At 67.7% G+C, this 18,665-nt stretch carries 15 protein-coding genes; 5 read left to right on the top strand and 10 right to left on the bottom strand.

Annotated features, from left to right (window positions below):
* Positions 1-14: 14 nt before the first annotated feature.
* Genes LPH33_RS02990 through LPH33_RS02960 form a run of 7 tightly spaced genes read right to left on the bottom strand, consistent with a single transcriptional unit; the run spans position 15 to position 9,431 of the window.
* Positions 15-1,250 carry a CaiB/BaiF CoA transferase family protein gene (locus LPH33_RS02990; RefSeq protein ID WP_160873704.1) on the bottom strand — a complete coding sequence of 412 codons (1,236 nt, stop codon included), beginning with the start codon at positions 1,248-1,250 and terminating at the stop codon, positions 15-17.
* Positions 1,251-1,269: 19 nt separating this feature from the next.
* Positions 1,270-2,745, bottom strand: coding sequence for an aldehyde dehydrogenase family protein (locus tag LPH33_RS02985; RefSeq protein ID WP_229566982.1), 1,476 nt, complete (start codon positions 2,743-2,745; stop codon positions 1,270-1,272).
* Positions 2,745-4,088, bottom strand: a complete 1,344-nt coding sequence (hmgA, locus tag LPH33_RS02980; protein WP_229566981.1) for a homogentisate 1,2-dioxygenase — start codon at positions 4,086-4,088, stop codon at positions 2,745-2,747. The genes LPH33_RS02985 and hmgA overlap by 1 nt, the downstream gene beginning before the upstream one ends.
* A complete protein-coding gene (locus LPH33_RS02975) occupies positions 4,085-5,137 on the bottom strand; it encodes a lipocalin-like domain-containing protein (RefSeq protein ID WP_229566979.1) in 1,053 nt (350 codons plus the stop codon). The genes hmgA and LPH33_RS02975 overlap by 4 nt, the downstream gene beginning before the upstream one ends.
* Before the next feature lie 48 nt (positions 5,138-5,185).
* Entirely contained in the window at positions 5,186-6,463 is a 1,278-nt protein-coding gene (locus tag LPH33_RS02970; protein WP_229566977.1) for an oxygenase MpaB family protein, read from the bottom strand.
* Positions 6,460-7,635 (bottom strand): alpha/beta hydrolase, encoded by a 1,176-nt coding sequence (locus LPH33_RS02965; protein ID WP_160873700.1) that lies wholly within the window; start codon positions 7,633-7,635, stop codon positions 6,460-6,462. The genes LPH33_RS02970 and LPH33_RS02965 overlap by 4 nt, the downstream gene beginning before the upstream one ends.
* Complete coding sequence (locus LPH33_RS02960) at positions 7,632-9,431, bottom strand: multicopper oxidase family protein (protein WP_229566975.1); 1,800 nt, start codon at positions 9,429-9,431, stop codon at positions 7,632-7,634. Before LPH33_RS02960 ends, LPH33_RS02965 begins: the two co-directional genes overlap by 4 nt.
* A gap of 110 nt (positions 9,432-9,541) precedes the next feature.
* Between LPH33_RS02960 and LPH33_RS02955 the strand changes: the two genes are divergently transcribed.
* Both LPH33_RS02955 and LPH33_RS02950 read left to right on the top strand, forming a co-directional pair.
* Positions 9,542-10,366 (top strand): esterase/lipase family protein, encoded by an 825-nt coding sequence (locus LPH33_RS02955; RefSeq protein ID WP_229566974.1) that lies wholly within the window; start codon positions 9,542-9,544, stop codon positions 10,364-10,366.
* A gap of 38 nt (positions 10,367-10,404) precedes the next feature.
* Positions 10,405-10,986, top strand: a complete 582-nt coding sequence (locus tag LPH33_RS02950) for a TetR/AcrR family transcriptional regulator (protein ID WP_229566973.1) — start codon at positions 10,405-10,407, stop codon at positions 10,984-10,986.
* Positions 10,987-11,090: 104 nt separating this feature from the next.
* Here the strand turns inward: LPH33_RS02950 and LPH33_RS02945 are convergent, their stop codons facing one another.
* Together LPH33_RS02945 and LPH33_RS02940 are read right to left on the bottom strand one after the other, a co-directional pair.
* Entirely contained in the window at positions 11,091-12,203 is a 1,113-nt protein-coding gene (locus LPH33_RS02945) for an NAD(P)H-dependent flavin oxidoreductase (protein ID WP_160873698.1), read from the bottom strand.
* An 8-nt stretch (positions 12,204-12,211) separates the two neighbouring features.
* Positions 12,212-13,879, bottom strand: a complete 1,668-nt coding sequence (locus LPH33_RS02940; protein WP_229566972.1) for an acyl-CoA synthetase — start codon at positions 13,877-13,879, stop codon at positions 12,212-12,214.
* 45 nt (positions 13,880-13,924) lie between these two features.
* On the opposite strand from LPH33_RS02940, the gene LPH33_RS02935 reads away from it, so the two are divergent.
* Positions 13,925-14,824, top strand: coding sequence for a crotonase/enoyl-CoA hydratase family protein (locus tag LPH33_RS02935; protein ID WP_229566971.1), 900 nt, complete (start codon positions 13,925-13,927; stop codon positions 14,822-14,824).
* A gap of 127 nt (positions 14,825-14,951) precedes the next feature.
* Complete coding sequence (locus LPH33_RS02930) at positions 14,952-16,481, top strand: AMP-binding protein (RefSeq protein ID WP_229566970.1); 1,530 nt, start codon at positions 14,952-14,954, stop codon at positions 16,479-16,481.
* Positions 16,482-16,558: 77 nt separating this feature from the next.
* On the opposite strand, the gene LPH33_RS02925 is transcribed toward LPH33_RS02930, so the two are convergent.
* On the bottom strand, positions 16,559-17,596 hold the full coding sequence (locus tag LPH33_RS02925; protein WP_160873694.1) for an LLM class F420-dependent oxidoreductase: 1,038 nt from the start codon (positions 17,594-17,596) through the stop codon (positions 16,559-16,561).
* 90 nt (positions 17,597-17,686) lie between these two features.
* Here LPH33_RS02925 and LPH33_RS02920 point away from each other — a divergent pair, with 90 nt between their 5' ends.
* On the top strand, positions 17,687-18,658 hold the full coding sequence (locus tag LPH33_RS02920) for a Zn-ribbon domain-containing OB-fold protein (RefSeq protein WP_160873693.1): 972 nt from the start codon (positions 17,687-17,689) through the stop codon (positions 18,656-18,658).
* The last annotated feature ends 7 nt before the right edge of the window (positions 18,659-18,665 follow it).

Below are 18,665 nucleotides of genomic sequence, written 5' to 3'. Positions count from 1 at the left end.
CGGATGATGCCGTGCTAGATGATTCCCCGCTCGCGGAGTTCCTTCTGCTCGATGTCGCTCAGTCCGAGGATCTCGCCGTAGACCGCCGCATTGTCGTATCCCGCGACGGGCGGGCCGGCGCGACGCACCGAACCCGGCGTCCCGGTGAGCGTCGGCACCACACCGGGGCCGAGCACGTCTGCGCCGGTGCGCTCGTCGTGATGCGGAACGATCATCTCCCGTGCCTGGAACTGCGGATCGGCGACGACCTCCGCGACCGTGTTCACCGGCCCGGACACCACACCCGACGACGACAGATGCGCCAGCAGGTCGTCCAGCGTCCACGTCGCCGCCCACTCACCGATGAGGGCGTCGAGCTCGTCCTGGTTCGCGCCACGCGCGAGATGGTCGGCGAAGCGCGGGTCGTCGGCGAGCTCGGGGCGTTCCATCGCCGCACACAGGCGACGGAACACCGTGTCCTGGTTGGCGGCGATGACGATCCACATGTCGTCGGACGTCCGGTACAGGTTCGACGGGGCGATGCCCTCGAGGCGGGTACCGGAGGGGCCGCGGACGACCCCTGCGACGTCGTAGTCGGGGATCACCGATTCCTGGATCGCGAGGCACGCCTCGGTGAGCGCCACGTCGACGACCTGCCCGCGTCCGGTCCGTTCGCGGCCGAGCAACGCGGCGAGGATGCCCTGCACGGCGAACATCCCGGCGAGGGAGTCGCCGAGGGACAGCGCGAGTCGCGGGGGTGCCTGGCCGGGATATCCGTTGAGGTGCCGCAACCCGCTCTCCGCCTCGGCCACCGACGCGTAACCGGCCTGCCCGGCCTTGGGGCCGGTCTGCCCGTAGCCGGAGACGCGAGCCAGCACGATGCCCGGATTGATCTCGGAGAGCACGTCGTAGCCGAGCCCCCACTTCTCGAGCGTGCCGGGACGGAAGTTCTCGACCACCACGTCGGACTCGGCGACGAGACGCCGGAACAGTTCCTGCCCGTCGGGTGCCCGCAGATCGAGGGTGACGCAACGCTTGTTGCGCGCGTGCACCGTCCAGAAGTAGCGATGCCCGTCCCGCTCACCCTGTCCCCAGGTGCGGAGCGGGTCGGGACGCTTCGGATCCTCGATCTTGATGACGTCGGCACCCATGTCGCCGAGCAGACGTCCTGCATACGGACCGGCGATCAGGGTTCCCAGTTCGAGCACCCTGATGTCCGCGAGCGCTCCCGCTGCCTGCGACTCGCCTTGTGTCGACTCGGCTTGTGTCACTGCCTCTTCCGTCCTCTGGTCAGTAACCGAGGTGAACCGTCTTCTCCTCGGTGAACGCTTCGAGCCCGCTGCGGCCCAGTTCACGCCCGATGCCGCTCGCGTCACGTCCACCCCAGGGTAGTGCCGGATCGGGGACACCCCAGCCGTTGACCCACACCGTGCCCACACGCAACTGCGGGATCACGCTGTGCACGGTCGACAGGTTCTGGCTGAAGACGAACGCGTTGAGACCGTACTTCGTGGCGTTCGCCAGCTGCACGGCCTCCTCGGTGGTTTTGAAGGTGATGACCGTGGCGACGGGGCCGAAGATCTCCTCGCGGGCGATGGTGAGGTCGTTGGTGCCGCGGAAGACGGTCGGCTCCACGAAGAAACCGCGCTCCCCCACCCGCGACCCGCCGGTCAGCAGCTGAGCACCTTCGCTGCGGCCCTTCTCGATGTAGCCGAGGATGCGGTCGAGCTGCTTGCGGTTGACGATGGTGCCCTGCGTCGTCGACGCGTCGAAGGGATCACCGATCACCGCTCCGCGGGCGAACTCGACGAGTCCCTCGACGACCTGATCGGCGATCGACTCGTGCACGATCACGCGCGTGCCGGCCGCACACACCTGGCCCTGGTGGTAGAAGTTGCCCATCGCGATCCACGGCAGCGACGCCTCGAGGTCGGCGTCGGGGAAGATCAGCTGCGGGGCCTTGCCACCGAGTTCGAGGGTCACCTTCCGGAACTTCTCGCCGGCGAGCGAGGTGATGGTCTTCCCGACGGCCGGGCTGCCGGTGAAGGTGATCTTGTCGATGCCCTCGTGGGCGGCCAGCGCAGCACCGGCTTCGGGACCGAGACCTGGCACGACGTTGAACACGCCGTCCGGTACTCCGGCCTCGGCGAGCAGGTCGGCGAGCTTCAGGGTCGACAGCGAGGCGTCCTCGGCGGGCTTGACGACCACCGAGCATCCGGCGGCCAGGGCCGGGGCGATCTTCCAGGCCGCGACGACCGTCGGGTTGTTCCACGGGGTGATCGCACCGACCACACCGAGGGGCTGGCGCAGGGTGAATCCGAAGCGGTGCTGCGGACCCACATCGGGCAGGATCATCGCCTCACCGGCAATCTTGTCGGCCCAGCCTGCGTAGTGCCGGAACGACGCCGCGGCGGCGGGGATGTCCCCGGCGACGGTGTCGGCGTAGAGCTTGCCCATCTCCGCGGTCTCGAGCGCCGACAGTTCGGGGGCGTGCTGCTCGATGAGGTCGGCGGCGCGGGAGAGGATCCGGCCGCGTTCGGCACCGGCCATGCGCGACCAGACACCGGATTCGAAGGTGTCGCGCGCGGCGAGGACAGCCGCGTCGATGTCGGCGGCCCCACCCGCCGCGACCTCGGCGACGACCTCTTCCGTCGCCGGGTTGATCGACGAGAAGTGGGCACCCGAACGGGCGGGCACGGCTCGGCCGCCGATCCGCAGCTGCGGGTCGGGTACGACGACGGGTGCGGGGGTGGACAGTTCGGTCATCACGACTCCTGGGGAGAAGGTGGGGTGAAGCGTCGGGTGAGGCCGGACCACGAGGAGTCGTAGTTCGGCTGGCGATGCGCTGCGCGATGGGCCGCGTCGGTGACGGAGAGGGCGAGTCTCGTCTCGAACATGAACGACAGGGTGTTCACGAGCTTGACCGGCTTCAGTTCGGCCGACGTCGCGAGATCGAAGGTCTCGACGTCGGGTCCGTGAGCGCCCCACTGGTTGTGGAGCGACGCGCCGCCCGGGACGAATCCTTCCGCCTTCGAGTCGTGCTGTCCACGAACGAGTCCCATGAACTCGGTCATGACGTTGCGGTGGAAGTGCGGCGGCCGGAAGGTGTGCTCTCCGACCACCCAGCGGTCGGGGAAGACACAGAAGTCGACATTGGCCTGCCCCGGAATCGGGGTGGGCGAGGTGAGCACGGTGAAGATCGACGGATCGGGATGGTCCCAGCCGGCCGTGGTCATCGCGTTGAAGCGGCCCAGATCGTACTTGTAGGCACCGTGCGTGCCGTGCCAGGCGACGACGTCGAGGGGCGAGTGGTCGAGTTCGGTGGCCCACAGGTGCCCACCGAACTTCTGCACGAGTTGCACCGTGCCCGAACGGTCCTCGTACCAGGCCGTCGGGTACAGGAAGTCGCGGGCGTGGGCGAGACCGTTCGCGCCGATGGGGCCGAGTTCCGGCAGGGCCAGGGCGGCCCCGTAGTTCTCGAGCAGGTAACCGGTCGCCTTCTCACCCACCAGATCCACGCGGAACCGCAGACCTCGTCCGATCACCGCGATCTCACCGGGTTCGACGAGCAGCCGTCCCAGTTCGGTGCACAGCAGCAGCGCGCCGTCCTGCGGGACGAACAGCAGTTCTCCGTCGGCATCGACGAAGTAACGGTCGGTCATCGACTGCGACGCCGCGTACAGATGGACGGCGACGCCGGTGCGGGCGCGGACGTCCCCGTTGACTGCGTAGGTCGTCACGCCGTCGAGGAAGTCCGTGCCCGGTGCCGGTTCCGGCTGCGGATCCCATCGCAACCGGTTCGGGGTGAGCACTCCCCCGGTGTCGGGTGCCGACACCCAGCCGGCGTCGTCGATCCGCTCGAAGGGACCGTGCGCGGCGGACGGCATGATCCGGTACGTCCATGTGCGGCGGTTGATCTCGCGGGGCTCGGTGAACGCGGTGGCCGAGTGTTGTTCGGCGTAGAGCCCGTACGCGACCCGCTGGGGCGAATTCTGTCCCCACGGAAGCACACCCGGAACGGCCTCGCTGTGGTGCTCGTTGCCGAAGCCGTGCAGATACTCGATGCCCGCGAAGCCGGGCTCCACACCGACGTCCGCGCGCTCGCTCATGTCAACGCGACCATCTCGTGCAGCGTCGAACCCGAACGCTCGTGATCGGTTCCGTCGACGGTCACCGTCATCGTGAAATCCGACCGGAAGCGGAAGTAACCGGGATGACCGACGAGCCGGTTGACGAGAGGCTTGAGCAACCTGCTCGACGCGAGTGGAACGTCCTCGAGCAGGTTGTGGGCGTGCACGATCTCGCGGACGGTGAGCTTGACGTCGAGCGAGCCCGGGATGCGGAGGCGGATCCACGCCGGGTAGGTGCGGTCGGCGACCGCGTTGTGCACGATCGGCCCCTCCGTCAGTTCCACCTCGCCGTTGCTGAGGACCACCTCGCGCCCCTGCGCGACCATCACCGGCTGCGACCAGTGCGATCCGTACTTCTTCTGGGTGTGCACCATGGCGTAGACGAGGGTGAAGTCCTCGGTGTACAGCCGGCCCCAGTACCACTTGTCGATGAGGCGCTTCATGTCGCCGACGCCCCAGTTGTGGTCGTGGTAGCCGCGACCGGTGACCTCGGTGGACTTCCCGTCCACCGTCTCCGTCCCCGCGACTCGCGCTCGCGGCGCGCCGACGACCCACGCAAAGAATTCGCGTTCGTTGTAGCTGGTCCGGCCGCGACCGGGCATCCACGGCGGGACCTCCGCGGTGAAGGTCAGGTCGAAGGCGAGGTCGCCTTCGGACACCGACACGCGGTAGACGGGCAGCCCGTCCTCCTCGCCGGTCAGCTTCGCGAAGCTCTCACCGACGCGCACGTCGCACCGTTCGGTGGACACCGAGAGGTCGGCGTCGGTGTACGACCGGCTCGCTTCGCGTCGCTTGCCGTCCGCGCTGTAGACGTGGATCTCCACACCGGGCTTGCGGTGCACCAGTTCCCGGGTCTGGATCATCGCCACGACGATCCGTCCGTCGTCGAGATGGGCGTCGAAGTACCAGTGTTCGAAGGCGTGCTTGTCGGTGGACGGGTGGGCACCGTTGTCGGCGGCCTCCACGGCGGTGATCTCACCGTCGCGGCGTCCGGGGCCGTTCCATGCTTCGACGATGTGCAGGGTCATCGAGTTCTCTCCGTACGAGGTCTAGTGGGGCGGGACTGTCCGGGCCGATCAGCGACGGAGTGCTCCGCTGGCGTCGAATTGTGCTTCGCGCCCTTCCATCTGGGCGCGGTACCAGTTCTCGCGATGGGCGCACATGATCTTCTCGTGCACGCCGGCCGCGCCGGGGACGAACCGCCGGGTGAGTTCCATCGCGGTGATGAGCGGGAAGCGGACGATCGGGATGATCATCCAGGGAAGCACTTTCGGCATCGAGTACTTGCGTCGGGTGCCCGGCCCCATGAACATCGCCGAGTACACCGAGTTGATGCGGAAGTTGTAGTGCTCCCGCAGTCTCTTCAGGCCGCGGTGCCCGTCGCGCGGGGTGAACGCCTGCGGGTAGGACTCGATGAGTTCCTTGCCGTGCCCACCCGAGTCGTACGAGCGGGAGATCACGGTGCTCATGAGCGCGCGGATGCTGTCGGCGATGGTTTCGGGGTACCACTGCATACGCACCCCGAGCAGGTAGCCCATGTACTTCTGGAAGTGGATGAGCGCGCGGATCTCTCGCGGGGTGGTGTGGTAGCCGAGGGTCCACAGGGCCAGACCCGGGGTGAGGCTGCCGGCGATGAGGGTGAGCAGCATGTAGGTCTGGCTGATCGGCAGTCCCCACTTGGCGATGTCCCATTCGGGGTGTTTCGCGACGCGTGAGCGCACGGACACGTGCATCACGCGGACCTTCAGCGCGGTGGCCCGCCCTTTCGAACCCGGGGCGAGCAGCGCGCCGGGTTCGGATACGTCGATCCAGAACCGGCAGGTCTCGAGGAAACGTCGCAGAGCGTTGTCGCCGGCATAACCTCCGGCGAGCGACAGCGGTGTCGCGACGGCTGCCTCGGTGTAGATCTCGAGGGTCTCGGCGCCCGCGAAGCTGAACAGCATCGTGCCCCAGCGACGCCAGATCGCGGCACCCTGCTCGACGAGTTCGGGCTGCACCCAGTCGGGCACGGTCTCGAACTCCTCGAACAGGGCCTTCATCGCGTCGGGCACGTCGTCGATCGAGTCGATGCCGTCGACGAGGGCCTTGTCGAGCATCTCGCGGGTCTTCTTCGGCCCGAGTTCACCGTGGTAGACCTCGTCGACGAAGCGCTCCGCCGTGGGGTCGCCGCTGAACAGGTCGTTGCACAGGGCCCGGGCCTGTTCGTCGGTGGGCAGGAAGTCGAAGCCGGTGAACCGTCGGACGAGGCTGCGGGTGCGCTTCACCCCGGGCTTCTCCAGCGCCTGCCAGTAGGGGAATGCGCTCGGGCATCGGTCCTGTGCGGTGCGTCCGGGACCGGCGAGTGTTCGGGTCATGCCGATACCTCCTCGAGTACCGTTCGGCGGATCCACGCGACCAGTCGTCCGACGACGTCGGAGAGACCGTCCGGTTGATCCACGAGATAGTGGTTGAGGTTCCGCATCTCGATCAGTTCGTTGTGGCTGCCCGCCAGCGCGTCGTACATCAGCCGGGAATCCTCGGCGAAGGCCGCCTGGTCTCCGAGCAGGCTCATCACCATCGTCGGGGTGGTGACGTTGCGGAGGTCGGTGAGTGCGTCGGCGTGGGTGTGGTCGACGCTCCACGTGCTGAGCCAGCTGCGCACCGTGACGAAGCGGGCCAGTCCACCGGCGGCGGTGTTGGCCGCCTTCGGATCTCCGTACATGGAGCCGAGTGCGCGGTCGCTCGGGTCGAGGCTCAGGTCGACGAAGCGCGGATCCGCGACGGTGCGGTGCACGACGAAGCCGCGATCGGAGGCGCCGGTGCGTTCGAGGTCGGCGAGTTGCTCGAGCGCCCACGCGTCGATGCGGCGCATGCGGGCGAGCTGCGCGTCGCGGTACCTCTGCACCCATTCGGAATCGAGTGGTGCTGTGCGCCCGGGGGCGTAGAGGTCGAGATCGGGATCGGTGGCGTAGGGGTCGGATTCGTCGGTGACCGCGCCGTCGATCCAGTGCCGGAGAACCCGTGCCCGGCCGGGGTGCGCGCCGACGAGCATCAGGGCGTCGGCCGGTCGCAGGTTCGCCTCGGCGAACGGTGCCGGGTCGCCCGCGGGTGTGGTCGTCACGGTCGGGTTCTGCGCCTGCGACTGGTAGAACGACGCGAGCGACCCGCCACCGCTGAACCCGAGGAGTACGACCTTCTCGAAGCCGAGTTCGTCGGTCATCCACCGCACTCCGGTGCCGAGGTCGAAGGCGGCCCGCTCCATGATGAGTGCCGGTTCGTTGGACGAGTAGCGGGTGTTGAGTCCCATTGCGGGGACGCCTGCTTCGGCGAAGGCGCGGAGCAGGAAGTGGCTCAGGAAGTTCGAGGCCGGGTGGCACATGACCACACCGACGTCCTTCGAGTACCCGGGTTGCGCGACGAGGTTGCCGTGCAGCGTCGGGTAGTGGCGGCTGAGCCCGGAGTGCATCTCGACGCGACCGTCGTTCGCCGGTTCGTACGGGATGCGCTGGAAGTGGTCTCGGGTCGTGGTGGAACTGGTGGAAGTCATGTCACCGTCCGGTATTTGAGCATCATGTCGTGGTCTTCGTGGTCGAGGATGTGGCAGTGCCACACATATCCCTGCAGGTCGCCGCCGGCAGTGTCGCCGTGGTCGGCGTGGTCACCGTGTTTGCCGTGGCCGGCGCGGTGCGGATCGAAGGTGTGGACCGCGCGCGAGAACGTCGCGTCGGGGTCGAAGCCGAGTTCGTCGGCCGTCGGGAAGTACGCGACGATGCGGGTCACCGAGTTCGGATCGCAGATGACCGTGTCCTTGTAGCCGGTCTCCCACGGCTCCGGTCCCCGCATCGGTTCGACGACGTACGGGTCGGGATCGGGCGTCCACTTGAGTCCGATGGGCGGTTGCGGCTGCCGCGCACACATCGCGAGGGTGTCGATCGCCTGCCGTCCCAGAACGCGGAAGTGCACCAGGTGCAGGTGGATCGGGTGCGGGTCGGGCGTCGCGTTGACGATGTTCCACTGCTCGACGGTGCCCTGACGCGGCATCTCGATGTCGGTGCTGTGGTACATCAGGTTGTTCAGCGACATGATCGACGGCGGGATCCGCACCTCCGAGGGCTGGCTCAGCGATACGTTCCGTACGTTCTGCGGCACCGGGATCGGCCCGACCGCGGGTGGAAGACCGGGGCCGCCGCGCAGGCGGTCCGGGACCGGACCGGTGAACCCGCGGCCGGATTCGGCTCGGAAGCGCATGAACAGCGGCATGAGCACGGCACCGATCTGCGCGGCCTGCGGTGCGGCGGGTTCGGAGTTGCGCAATTCGACGGTGGCGTCCGCGTCGAGCTGCGCGAAGTCGACGAGCAGGTCCACGCGTTCGCCGGGCGACAGTCGCACGCGGGTCGTAGGGACGGGCGCGTCGAGCAGGCCACCTTCCATGCCGATCACCCAGAACGGCATGCCGTTGGAGAAGTGCAGGTCCCAGATGCTGAACGACGCCGCGTTGAGCAGCCGGACCCGGTAGAGCCCTCGCGCGACCCGGGCCTCGGGCCAGATCCTGCCGTTGACGACGCCGACGTCGCCGACGGCGCCGCCCTCCCAGCGACCCTGCGGGACGATCGGGGTGGAACGGATGCTCTGCGAACCGTCGCCGTTGACGATCTTCTCCTGCAGCACCAGATCGAGTTCGAACTCGCCGGTGGGCAGGCCCAGCGGGTTGCCGGGCAGTCCGGTGTCGTAGTCGTCGCGGAGCAGATACATGCCGGCCAGTCCCGCGTAGGCGTTCAGTCGGGTGACGGCCATGGCGTGGTCGTGGTACCACAGCGTCGTCGCGTCCTGACGGTTCGGGAAGCGGTACGTGAATCCCTGTCCGGGCCGGGAGATCTGCTCGGGGTTGCCGTCGAATTCCGGAGGCGTGACCCCACCGTGCAGGTGCATCGAGGTGGGGACGTCGGTGCGGTCGCGTTCGCTCAGACCGTGCAGCGAGGTGTCGAAGTCGACGGCGAAGGGATGCGCGTCGATGCGGTTGCGGTACTCGATCGACGTCTCCTGCCCACGGTGCGCCACGAGAGTCGTTCCGCCGTAGGTGTTGTCGCCGTAGGCGAGAGCGGGACCGGGCGGAAGGTCGCGGTGGAAGCTGTGCATCGTGCTGACGGCGTCGATCCGGTAGGACGACGAGTCCAGACGCGGCAGGACGGGCAGGCCGTCGACGAAGGGTTCGAGTCGTGGGGAGTGGAACAACAGGGGGCGGGAGATGTCCGGCCCGTCCGCGAACGCTCGGCCACCGAGAAGCACCGCACCGGTTCCTGCGGCGAGCCCGGCGAGAAGGGTTCTACGGGTGAGTCTCTGCATGACGCGGCTTTCTGTGTTCCGGATCGGGAGTCGATGCGGACAGTCATCGTGACCGCCGCCACAGTACCATACGGTATGGTTTGGTCAATAGTGCGCACAGAGGAGTGCAGATGACTCGATCCCCCTGCTCGGCGATGGTTTCGGCGGTCGCTGTTCTCACCCTCGGCGCGGTGGCTCCGGCGCCCGCAGCGGCCGATCCGAGCCCTGCGCCGTGCTCCGGCGCAGACGCTGCCGTGGCGCTCGTCCACGACCTCGCGAGCACTCCGGACGTGTGGTCCGATCTGCGCGCCGACCTCACCGGAGCCGGCTTCTGCACCGTCCCCGTCACCTGGGGCGAACCGGCGAGGGGCACCGATGTCCCGGTCCCCCTCGCCGGCCTGCGGGGCGTCGACGCGGGCGCACGCGACCTGGCCTACGCTCTGGACGAGCTGTGCGGGCAGCGATCGCAGTGCACGGTCGACGTCGTGGCGCACGGCGCCGGTTCCCTCGTCACCCAGCGATACCTGCAGGATCACGGCAACGATCGGGTCCGGTCGCTGACCACGCTCGGTGCGATGTGGCACGGCACGGAGATCGCCGGACTGGCCGCCGCCGAGCAGATCAGCCGCGACCTCGGCACCTACGACGCGGTCCTCGCCCTCGAGAAGCCGCTCGTCGACCCCCTGTGTGCCGGATGCCGCGAGATCATCGCCGGATCGGATCTCCTACGCAACCTGCACTCACGCGGCGTGCCCACGGCCGGGATCGACTACACCGACATCGTCTCCCGCTGCGACGGACTCGTCGTCCCACCCGAGAACGGGGCGCTGCCCACCTCGACCGTGGTCACGCTTCCCGGGCCGGATCCGTCACCATGCGTTCACCATTGGGCACTCCCCCACGACGGCTCGGCACGCGATGCCGTCCTCACGGCACTGCCCGGTTCGGGCATGTAGTCTCGATTTCGGATCCGATCGAGACGAGGTGACCATCCGTGGCAGAGCAACCGGCGAGGAGTGGTCGCCGGTCGGGCAGACGACCACGGCTGTCCCTCGACGACTGGACCGAGGCGGGTCTGCGCCTGCTGGTCTCCGAAGGACGCAGCGCCGTGAAGATCTCGCGCCTGTGCGACGAACTCGGAGTCACCAAAGGTAGCTTCTACTGGCACTTCTCCGACATCGACGACCTGATGAAGGCCATCGCCACCCGCTACACCTCGCAGGACAACGACGCCGCGCGCGGCCTGACGAACCTCGAAGAACTGCCCGTCGACGAACGGCTCGCCCACATGGGTGCGATGCTCGTCGACGAACGCGCCTGGGAGGCCGAGGTCGCGGTGCGCGAATGGGCGCGCAGCGATCCGCAGGTCGCCGAGTCGGTCCGCGCACTCGACCAGCGCATCATGGCCATCGTCCGAAACTGTTTCCTCGAACTGGGTTTCGACGAGGAAGAAGCGGAGCTGCGTGCCGGCACCCTCGTCTACGCGGGCATCGGCTTCCTCTACGGCCGCGACAGCCTGCCCTCCCCCACGGCCACGCAGATCCAAGAGCTGTTGAAGATCCTGGTCCGCCGCTGATCCCTCTCGGCCCTGGCCCTTCTCCGGCGCCGCTCCCGAGCAGACGATGCCCGGGGTGGATCACTCCACCCCGGGCACCTGCCACCCCGCCACCGTGGTCCTGTCTAGCGCGCCTCGTTCAGCCGATCGACCGCCTCGTCGTAGCCCCGGACGAGTTCGGCCATGATCTCCGCGACGGGACGGATCTCGTTCATCCGCCCCACCACCTGCCCGACCGGCATCGCGACGGCCTCGGGGTCGTCGGCCGCCGACATGCGCTGGTGCGCCTCGCTCACGAGGATGTTCTGTAGCGGCATCGGCAGCGGTTCGGGCGCATCGGGTTTCGACCACGCCTCCGTCCACTTGGTCTTGAGCAGACGCGCGGGCTTGCCCGAGTAGATCCGCGACCGCACGGTGTCGGACGAGCTCGCTCCGAGCAACGCGCGCTGGATCGACGAGGGGCCGTGCGCGGCCGCTCCGAGCTTGTACTCCGAGGTGGTGAGCCAGTACGAACCCATCCACACACCGGAGGCGCCGAGGGCCAGCGCCGCCGCGACCTGCCGTCCCGATCCCACACCGCCGGCGGCAAGCACTGCCGCGGAATCGCCGAGTGCATCGACGATTTCGGGCCACAGCACCATCGACGCGATCTCACCGGTGTGCCCGCCGGCCTCGTAGCCCTGCGCGATCACGATGTCGACACCGTTCTCGACGTGCCGCTTCGCGTGCTCGACCGCACCCGCGAGTGCCGCGACCGGCACCCCCTTCTCGTGCGCGAGGTCGATGACGTCCTTCGGCGGCGATCCCAATGCGTTGGCGATCAGGGCGGGCCGGTGCGCGAGGGCGACGTCGACGTGCGAGCGCGCGACCGAATGCAGCCAGCCCAGAACACCGCTCGCCTCGCCGACGTCGTCGGACAGCGGCGGCACACCGAGTTCGTCGAGCGTGCGATTGACGAAGGCACGGTGCTCGGCGGGGATCAGTTTGTCGAGGTCCACGGCGGTGCCCTCCGTGGGCACCTTGGCGGGCATCACGATGTCGACGCCGTACGGCTTACCGTCGGTGTTCTCGTCCATCCACGTCAGGACGGCATCGAGTTCCTCCGGATCGTTGAACCGCACGCACCCGAGGACGCCGAGTCCGCCCGCGCGGCTGATCGCCGCCGCGACGTGTTCGGAGGGCGTGAATCCGAAGATCGGATACTCGATACCGAACTTCTTGCTGAGGCCGGTCTGCATGTGTCCTTCTATCCCGTCGCCGCGGCGCCGTTGCCGTCGCCGTTGTTGTAGACCTCGTCGGCCGGACGCAATCCGGTCTGGTCCTTGGCCCACCGGTAGTCGGGCTTACCCGCCGGCGACCGCTTGATCTCGTCGACGAACCACACCGCGCGCGGCACCTTGTACCCCGCGATCTTCGACCGTGCCGTCGACATGAGTTCGTCGAGCGTCGTCTGCTCGCCCTCGCGCAGGGCGACGACGGCGGAGACCCGCTCGCCGAAGCGCTCGTCCGGCACACCGACCACCAGGGCGTCGAAGACCGCCGGGTGCTGCTTGAGTGCACCCTCGACCTCTTCGGGGTAGACCTTCTCGCCACCACTGTTGATCGAGACCGAACCGCGGCCGAGCATCGTGACGGTGCCGTCGGCCTCGACGCGCGCGTAGTCGCCGGGGATCGAGTAGCGGATCCCGTTGTACTCGCGGAAGGTCGCCTTGGTCTTGGCCTCGTCCTTGTAGTAGCCGAGCGGGATGTTGCCGGTGCGCGCGACCATGCCGACCTTGCCGGAACCCGGTTCGATCGGGTTGCCGTCGTCATCGAGGACGGTGGTCGACTCGTCGATCTTCACCGTGGGGCCACCGCCGAGGGTCTTGCCCTTCTCGGCGATACCGATGCCGCCGAAGCCGGTCTCGGACGAACCGATGGAGTCGGTGATGACCTTGCCGGGCAGCAGGTCGAGGAAACGATCCTTGATGGACGGGGAGAACAGAGCGGCACTCGACGCCATGGCGAACAGCGTCGAGAGGTCGTAGGGCTTACCGGTCTTCGGGTTGCCCTCCTCGAGTGCGTCGAGCATGGGGCGGGCCATCGCGTCGCCGGTGATGAAGATGACGTTGACCTTGTGGTCGTCGATGATGCGCCACACCTCGTGGCCCGAGAACTCGGGGTGCATGACGACCTTGCCGCCGCTGAACAGCGACTGGAACAGCGCCCACTGGGCGCCACCGTGGATCATCGGCGGGATGGGATAGCGCACGAGACCGGGATTCTCGGCGCCCTCCTTCGCCAGCTGCCATTCGTCCTTGACCCACTCGCCGGTCATGAAGTTGATACCGCCGCCGAGGACGCGCCAGACGTCCTCGTGACGCCACATCACACCCTTGGGATGACCGGTGGTGCCGCCGGTGTAGAGGATGTAGATGTCGTCGGCGCTACGGTCTTCGAAGTCGCGTTCCGGCGAGCTCTGCGCCAGTGCCGCTTCGTATTCGACGCCGCCGTAGGCCGAGAAGTCGACGTCGGTTCCGTCCTCGACCACCACGACGGTCTTCACCAGCGGTGTGCTCGGGAGGACGTTCGCCACCTTGTCGGAGTACCGGCGCTCGTGGATGAGGGCCACCATGTCGGAGTTGTCGAAGATGTACTGCAACTCGTTCTCGACATAGCGGTAGTTGACGTTGATCATGATGGCGCGGATCTTGAAGACCGCGATCATCGCCTCTACGGCCTCGATGGTGTTCCGGGAGTAGATGCCGACCTTGTCACCCGGCTTCACTCCTTGTTCGCGCAGGTAATGAGCAAGTCGGTTGGCTCGTTCCTCCAGCTGTGCGTAGGTGACCTCACGTCCGTCCGAGGCCAGCGCGACGCGCTCGGGAACGAGGTCGATTGCGTGTTCGACGAGGTCTGCGATGTTTAGGGCCACGCCGACAAAAGTAGAACGTGTTACCGTTTCTGACAAGACCCGAATATGATCCAGTTCACAACACCGCGAGGAGTCCTGCCAGTGTCCGCTACCGAAGCCCCCGGCGCAGCCGATTCGGACATCTCGTCCCGCGAACCGCACTGCCTCGTCGAGCAACGCGGCCACGTCCTGATCGTCACGCTCAATCGGCCCGAAGCACGAAATGCGCTGTCCGGCGAGATGATGGCGATCATGAACGAGACGTGGGACCGCGTCGACAACGATCCCGAGATCCGCGTCGCGATCCTCACCGGCGCCGGTGGCGCGTTCTGCGCGGGTGCCGATCTCAAGGCCATGAATGCAGCGCCTCCCGGAGACAAGTTCGAGCAGGGCGAGCGGAGCGACGGGAATGGCAACGGGGGTGGGTGGGACCTGTCGCGCCTGCCGGCGTTGCTGAAGGGTCGCCGCCTGACGAAGCCGCTGATCGCGGCCGTCGAGGGCGCCGCCATCGCCGGCGGCACCGAGATCCTGCAGGGCACCGACATCCGTGTCGCCGGCGAGAGCGCGAAATTCGGTGTCTCCGAGGCGAAGTGGGGACTGTTCCCGCTCGGCGGATCCGCCGTGCGTCTCGTCCGGCAGATCCCGTACACGATCGCCGCCGACATCCTGCTCACCGGCCGCCACATCAAGGCCGCCGAGGCCAAGGAGATCGGGCTCATCGGTTACGTCGTCCCTGACGGCACCGCACTCGACAAGGCCCTCGAGATCGCCGAGACGATCGCGAACAACGGCCCGGTCGCGGTGCAGGCCATCCTCCGGACCATCCGCAACTCGGAAGGTCTGCACGAGGAGGAGGCATTCCGGATCGACGCCGAGCTCGGTGCCGCCGTCTTCAAGAGCGCAGACGCCAAAGAGGGTCCGCGGGCATTCGCCGAGAAGCGTGCCCCGAAGTTCACCGGCTCCTGACCTGCGCCGCTGTGGACGCGCTCCCATCCGTGAGAGCGCGGTCACAGTCATGTCATTAGCTCTGCTACATTGCCTGCTGTGACCCACAACACAAGTCCACAGCGTTCGCCGAGGTAATGAGGAGCCCATGTATCCAGGAGTCCACGCCCGCACCGCCCCGGACAAGCTCGCCGTCGTCCTGGCCGACAGCGGCCGGAGCCTGACCTACCGCGAACTCGACGACCGGTCGGCAGCGCTCGCCCGAGTGCTGCACGATGCCGGGCTCCGCTCCGGCGACGTCGTCGCCCTCCTCACCGAGAACCTGCCGGAGGCCTTCGAGGTATTCTGGGCCGCAATGCGGTCCGGGTTGTACATCACGGCGGTCAACAGTCATCTCACCGCCGGCGAGGTGGCGTACATCGTCGAGGACAGCGGCGCCAAGGCCCTGATCGTGTCGGCCACACTGGGCGATCTCTCCGAGCAGGTCGGCGAGAAGGTCACGATCGGTTCCGCGCGACTCGCGTTCGGCGGCGCCGTGCGCGGTTTCGAGTCGTACGAGGACGCCCTCGCCGCGGCCGGTCCACGGCTCGACGAGGAGCCGTGCGGCGCCATCATGCTGTACTCGTCCGGAACCACGGGCTTCCCCAAGGGAATCCAGCCGGATCTCCCGGAACGTCGCGTCGACGAACCCGGTGAGCCGCTGGTGACGGTGGCGCAGTTCCTCTTCGGCCTCACCGACTCCGACGTCTACTACTCCCCCGCCCCGATCTATCACGCAGCGCCTCTGCGCTGGGGTGGGGCGATCCACGCGCTCGGCGGCACGGTGGTCCTCGCCGAGAAGTTCGACGCCGAGACCGCACTCCGGCACATCGAGGAGCACAAGATCACCGCCGGGCAGATGGTGCCGACGATGTTCGTGCGCATGCTCAAGCTCGACGACGAAATCCGCGCCCGCCACGACCTGTCGAGTCTGCGCGTGCTCGTTCACGCCGCCGCGCCGTGCCCGCCGGAGGTCAAGCGGGCGATGATCGACTGGCTCGGACCGGTGATCTACGAGTACTACAGCTCCACCGAGGCCAACGGGATCACGTTCATCAACAGTCAGGAATGGCTCGAACACCCGGGTTCGGTCGGTAAGAGTGTGCTCGGGCCCGCGCACATCTGCGACGAGGAAGGGCGCGAACTTCCGGCCGGCGAGGTGGGGACGATCTATCTCGAGTACGAGAAGGTTCCGTTCTCGTACCACAACGATCCCGAGAAGACCGCGGCGTCGCAGCATCCCGAGCACCCCACCTGGACCACGGTCGGCGACCTCGGTTATCTCGACGAGGACGGTTACCTGTATCTGACCGACCGCAAGTCGTTCACGATCATCTCCGGCGGGGTGAACATCTATCCGCAGGAGATCGAGAACGTCCTCGCCCTGCATCCGGCCGTCGAGGACGTCGCCGTGATCGGCGTGCCGCATCCGGAGATGGGCGAGGAGGTCAAGGCCGTCGTGCAGGTGTCGTCCGGTGCCACCGCATCACCCGATCTCGCCGACGAGCTCATCGCATACGTGCGCGAACGGGTCGCCCACTTCAAGGTGCCGCGGTCGGTGGACTTCGTCGACGAACTGCCCCGCACCCCCACGGGCAAGCTGGTGAAGGGCAAGCTGAAGGCGGCCTACGCCTCCTGACGTCCGCACGCGGCGGGCGGAAACCGTCCTCACGGAACGGTTTCCGCCCGTTGTCGCGCTCAGCGCAACACCACGGTCTAACGGAGCACCACGTCGGCGATCGTGCGAACCTGATCGACGTCGCGACAACCGACCAGCAGCATCGTCACGCCGGCCTCCTCCCACCGCTTCACACCTTCGCGCACCTCGTCGACGTCGCCGACGATCATCGTCTCGGTGATCATCTCGTCCGGGATCACGGCGGCCGCCTCGTCCTTGCGACCGGCACGGAACAGCGCGGTCACCTCCTCGACCACGGCGTCGTACCCCATCCGCCGGTAGACCTGCGCGTGGAAGTTCAACTCGGGCGCGCCCATTCCCCCGACGTACAGCGCCGTCACCGGTTTCATCGCCGCGATGGTCGCCGCACGGTCGTCGGTGACGACCACCTGGCAGGTCGCGGCGATCTCGAAGTCCTCGCGGGTGCGCCGGGCACCCGGCCGGGCGAACCCCTCGTCGAGCCACTCGTCGTACATCGACGCCAGCCGCGGGGTGTAGTAGATCGCGAGCCAGCCGTCGGCGATCTCGGCGGTGAGCGCGACGTTCTTCGGGCCTTCGGCACCGATCCAGATCGGGATGTCCGACCGCAAGGGATGCGTGATGGGCTTGAGCGGTTTGCCGAGCCCGGTGGAGCCGGCGCCCGCATAGGGCAGCGGGAAGTGCGGTCCGTCGCTGGTCACCGGTTCTTCGCGCGCGAGCACCTTGCGGATCACGTCGACGTACTCGCGGGTGCGCGCGAGGGGCTTCGCGAACGGCTGCCCGTACCAGCCCTCCACCACCTGCGGCCCCGAGACGCCGAGGCCGAGGATGTGCCGGCCACCCGAGAGGTGATCGAGTGTGAGCGCGTGCATCGCGCAACTCGTCGGTGTGCGCGCAGAGATCTGCACGACGGACGTGCCGAGCCGCACCCGCTCGGTGGACGAGCCCCACCACGCGAGCGGAGTGAACGCATCGGACCCCCACGATTCGGCGGCGAAGACGGCGTCGAATCCTTCGGCCTCGGCCGCAGCAACGAGTTCCGGTGCGTTCGGGGGTGGCTGAGCACCCCAGTAACCGAGTTGCAGTCCCAGTCTCATTGGACGCCTTTCCTGTCGGACGAATCGCGGCGAGGTGCAGTTCGCGCGCCGCTCTTGCCAGCAACACTAGAACCTGTTCTACTCGAAATTGTGAGCCTGGGAAAGAGCGCGGTTGCCGAGCCACCGCTGAGCGCACCGCTGAATCTGAAGTTCGACTACACGCGATCCACCGGACCGACCGTCGGAGCCTTCGTCACCGGACTGCGCGACGGCCGCATTCTCGGCGCGCGCGGATCCGACGGACGGGTCCTCGTCCCGCCCCCCGAATTCGACGCGGCCACCCATGAACCGCTCACCGATTTCGTCGAGGTCGGACAGACCGGCACCGTGGTGAGCTGGACGTGGAACGCCGAGCCGTTGCCCGGACAGCCGTTCGACCGGCCGTTCGCGTGGGCGCTGATCCGTCTCGACGGAGCCGACACGACGCTGCTGCACGCGGTCGACGTCGCGTCCGCGGACGAGATCGCGACGGGTCTGCGCGTGCGGGTGCGCTGGGCCGCCGAGCGCACCGGCGACATCCACGACATCGAGGCGTTCGAACCCGGCGAGTCGACCCTCACCGTGGATGCGGGCGACGGCGAACCGGTCACCATGATCACCACCCCCGTCGACCTGCACTACCGCCATTCGGCCTCCCCCGAGGAGTCCTGGTACCTGCGAGGACTGAAGGAAGGCAAGATCATCGGTGGTCGCACCGGGCCGGGCGGCAAGGTCTACGTGCCGCCGCGCGGTGCGAGCCCGACCGACGGCGTGCCCACCAAGGAACCGGTGGAGGTCTCCGACAAGGGCATCGTCACCACCTTCTGCATCGTCAACGTCCCGTTCATGGGCCAGCAGATCAAGCCGCCCTACGTCGCCGCCTACGTGCTGCTCGACGGCGCCGACATCCCCTTCCTGCACCTGATCCTCGAGTGCGACGCCTCCGAGGTGCGGATGGGCATGCGCGTCGAGGCCAAGTGGCGTCCGCGCGAGGAGTGGGACCACACGCTACGCAACATCGAGTACTTCCGGCCCACCGGTGAACCCGACGCCGACTACGACACCTTCAAACACCACCTCTAGGAGCAGC

The organism is Rhodococcus sp. RDE2, assembly GCF_020885655.1.
Lineage (GTDB): Bacteria > Actinomycetota > Actinomycetes > Mycobacteriales > Mycobacteriaceae > Rhodococcus > Rhodococcus pyridinivorans.
This window is presented reverse-complemented; position numbering and strand designations above follow the sequence as displayed.

What these genes read in the sequence shown, in the direction of transcription:
- LPH33_RS02955 (WP_229566974.1), top strand. Translation starts at nt 9,542, where the DNA reads ATGACTCGATCCCCCTGCTCGGCGATGGTTTCGGCGGTCGCTGTTCTC.
- LPH33_RS02925 (WP_160873694.1), bottom strand. Translation starts at nt 17,596, where the DNA reads ATGAGACTGGGACTGCAACTCGGTTACTGGGGTGCTCAGCCACCCCCG.
- LPH33_RS02965 (WP_160873700.1), bottom strand. Translation starts at nt 7,635, where the DNA reads ATGACTTCCACCAGTTCCACCACGACCCGAGACCACTTCCAGCGCATC.
- LPH33_RS02960 (WP_229566975.1), bottom strand. Translation starts at nt 9,431, where the DNA reads ATGCAGAGACTCACCCGTAGAACCCTTCTCGCCGGGCTCGCCGCAGGA.
- LPH33_RS02985 (WP_229566982.1), bottom strand. Translation starts at nt 2,745, where the DNA reads ATGACCGAACTGTCCACCCCCGCACCCGTCGTCGTACCCGACCCGCAG.
- LPH33_RS02975 (WP_229566979.1), bottom strand. Translation starts at nt 5,137, where the DNA reads ATGACCCTGCACATCGTCGAAGCATGGAACGGCCCCGGACGCCGCGAC.
- LPH33_RS02930 (WP_229566970.1), top strand. Translation starts at nt 14,952, where the DNA reads ATGTATCCAGGAGTCCACGCCCGCACCGCCCCGGACAAGCTCGCCGTC.
- LPH33_RS02970 (WP_229566977.1), bottom strand. Translation starts at nt 6,463, where the DNA reads ATGACCCGAACACTCGCCGGTCCCGGACGCACCGCACAGGACCGATGC.
- LPH33_RS02935 (WP_229566971.1), top strand. Translation starts at nt 13,925, where the DNA reads ATGATCCAGTTCACAACACCGCGAGGAGTCCTGCCAGTGTCCGCTACC.
- hmgA (WP_229566981.1), bottom strand. Translation starts at nt 4,088, where the DNA reads ATGAGCGAGCGCGCGGACGTCGGTGTGGAGCCCGGCTTCGCGGGCATC.
- LPH33_RS02945 (WP_160873698.1), bottom strand. Translation starts at nt 12,203, where the DNA reads ATGCAGACCGGCCTCAGCAAGAAGTTCGGTATCGAGTATCCGATCTTC.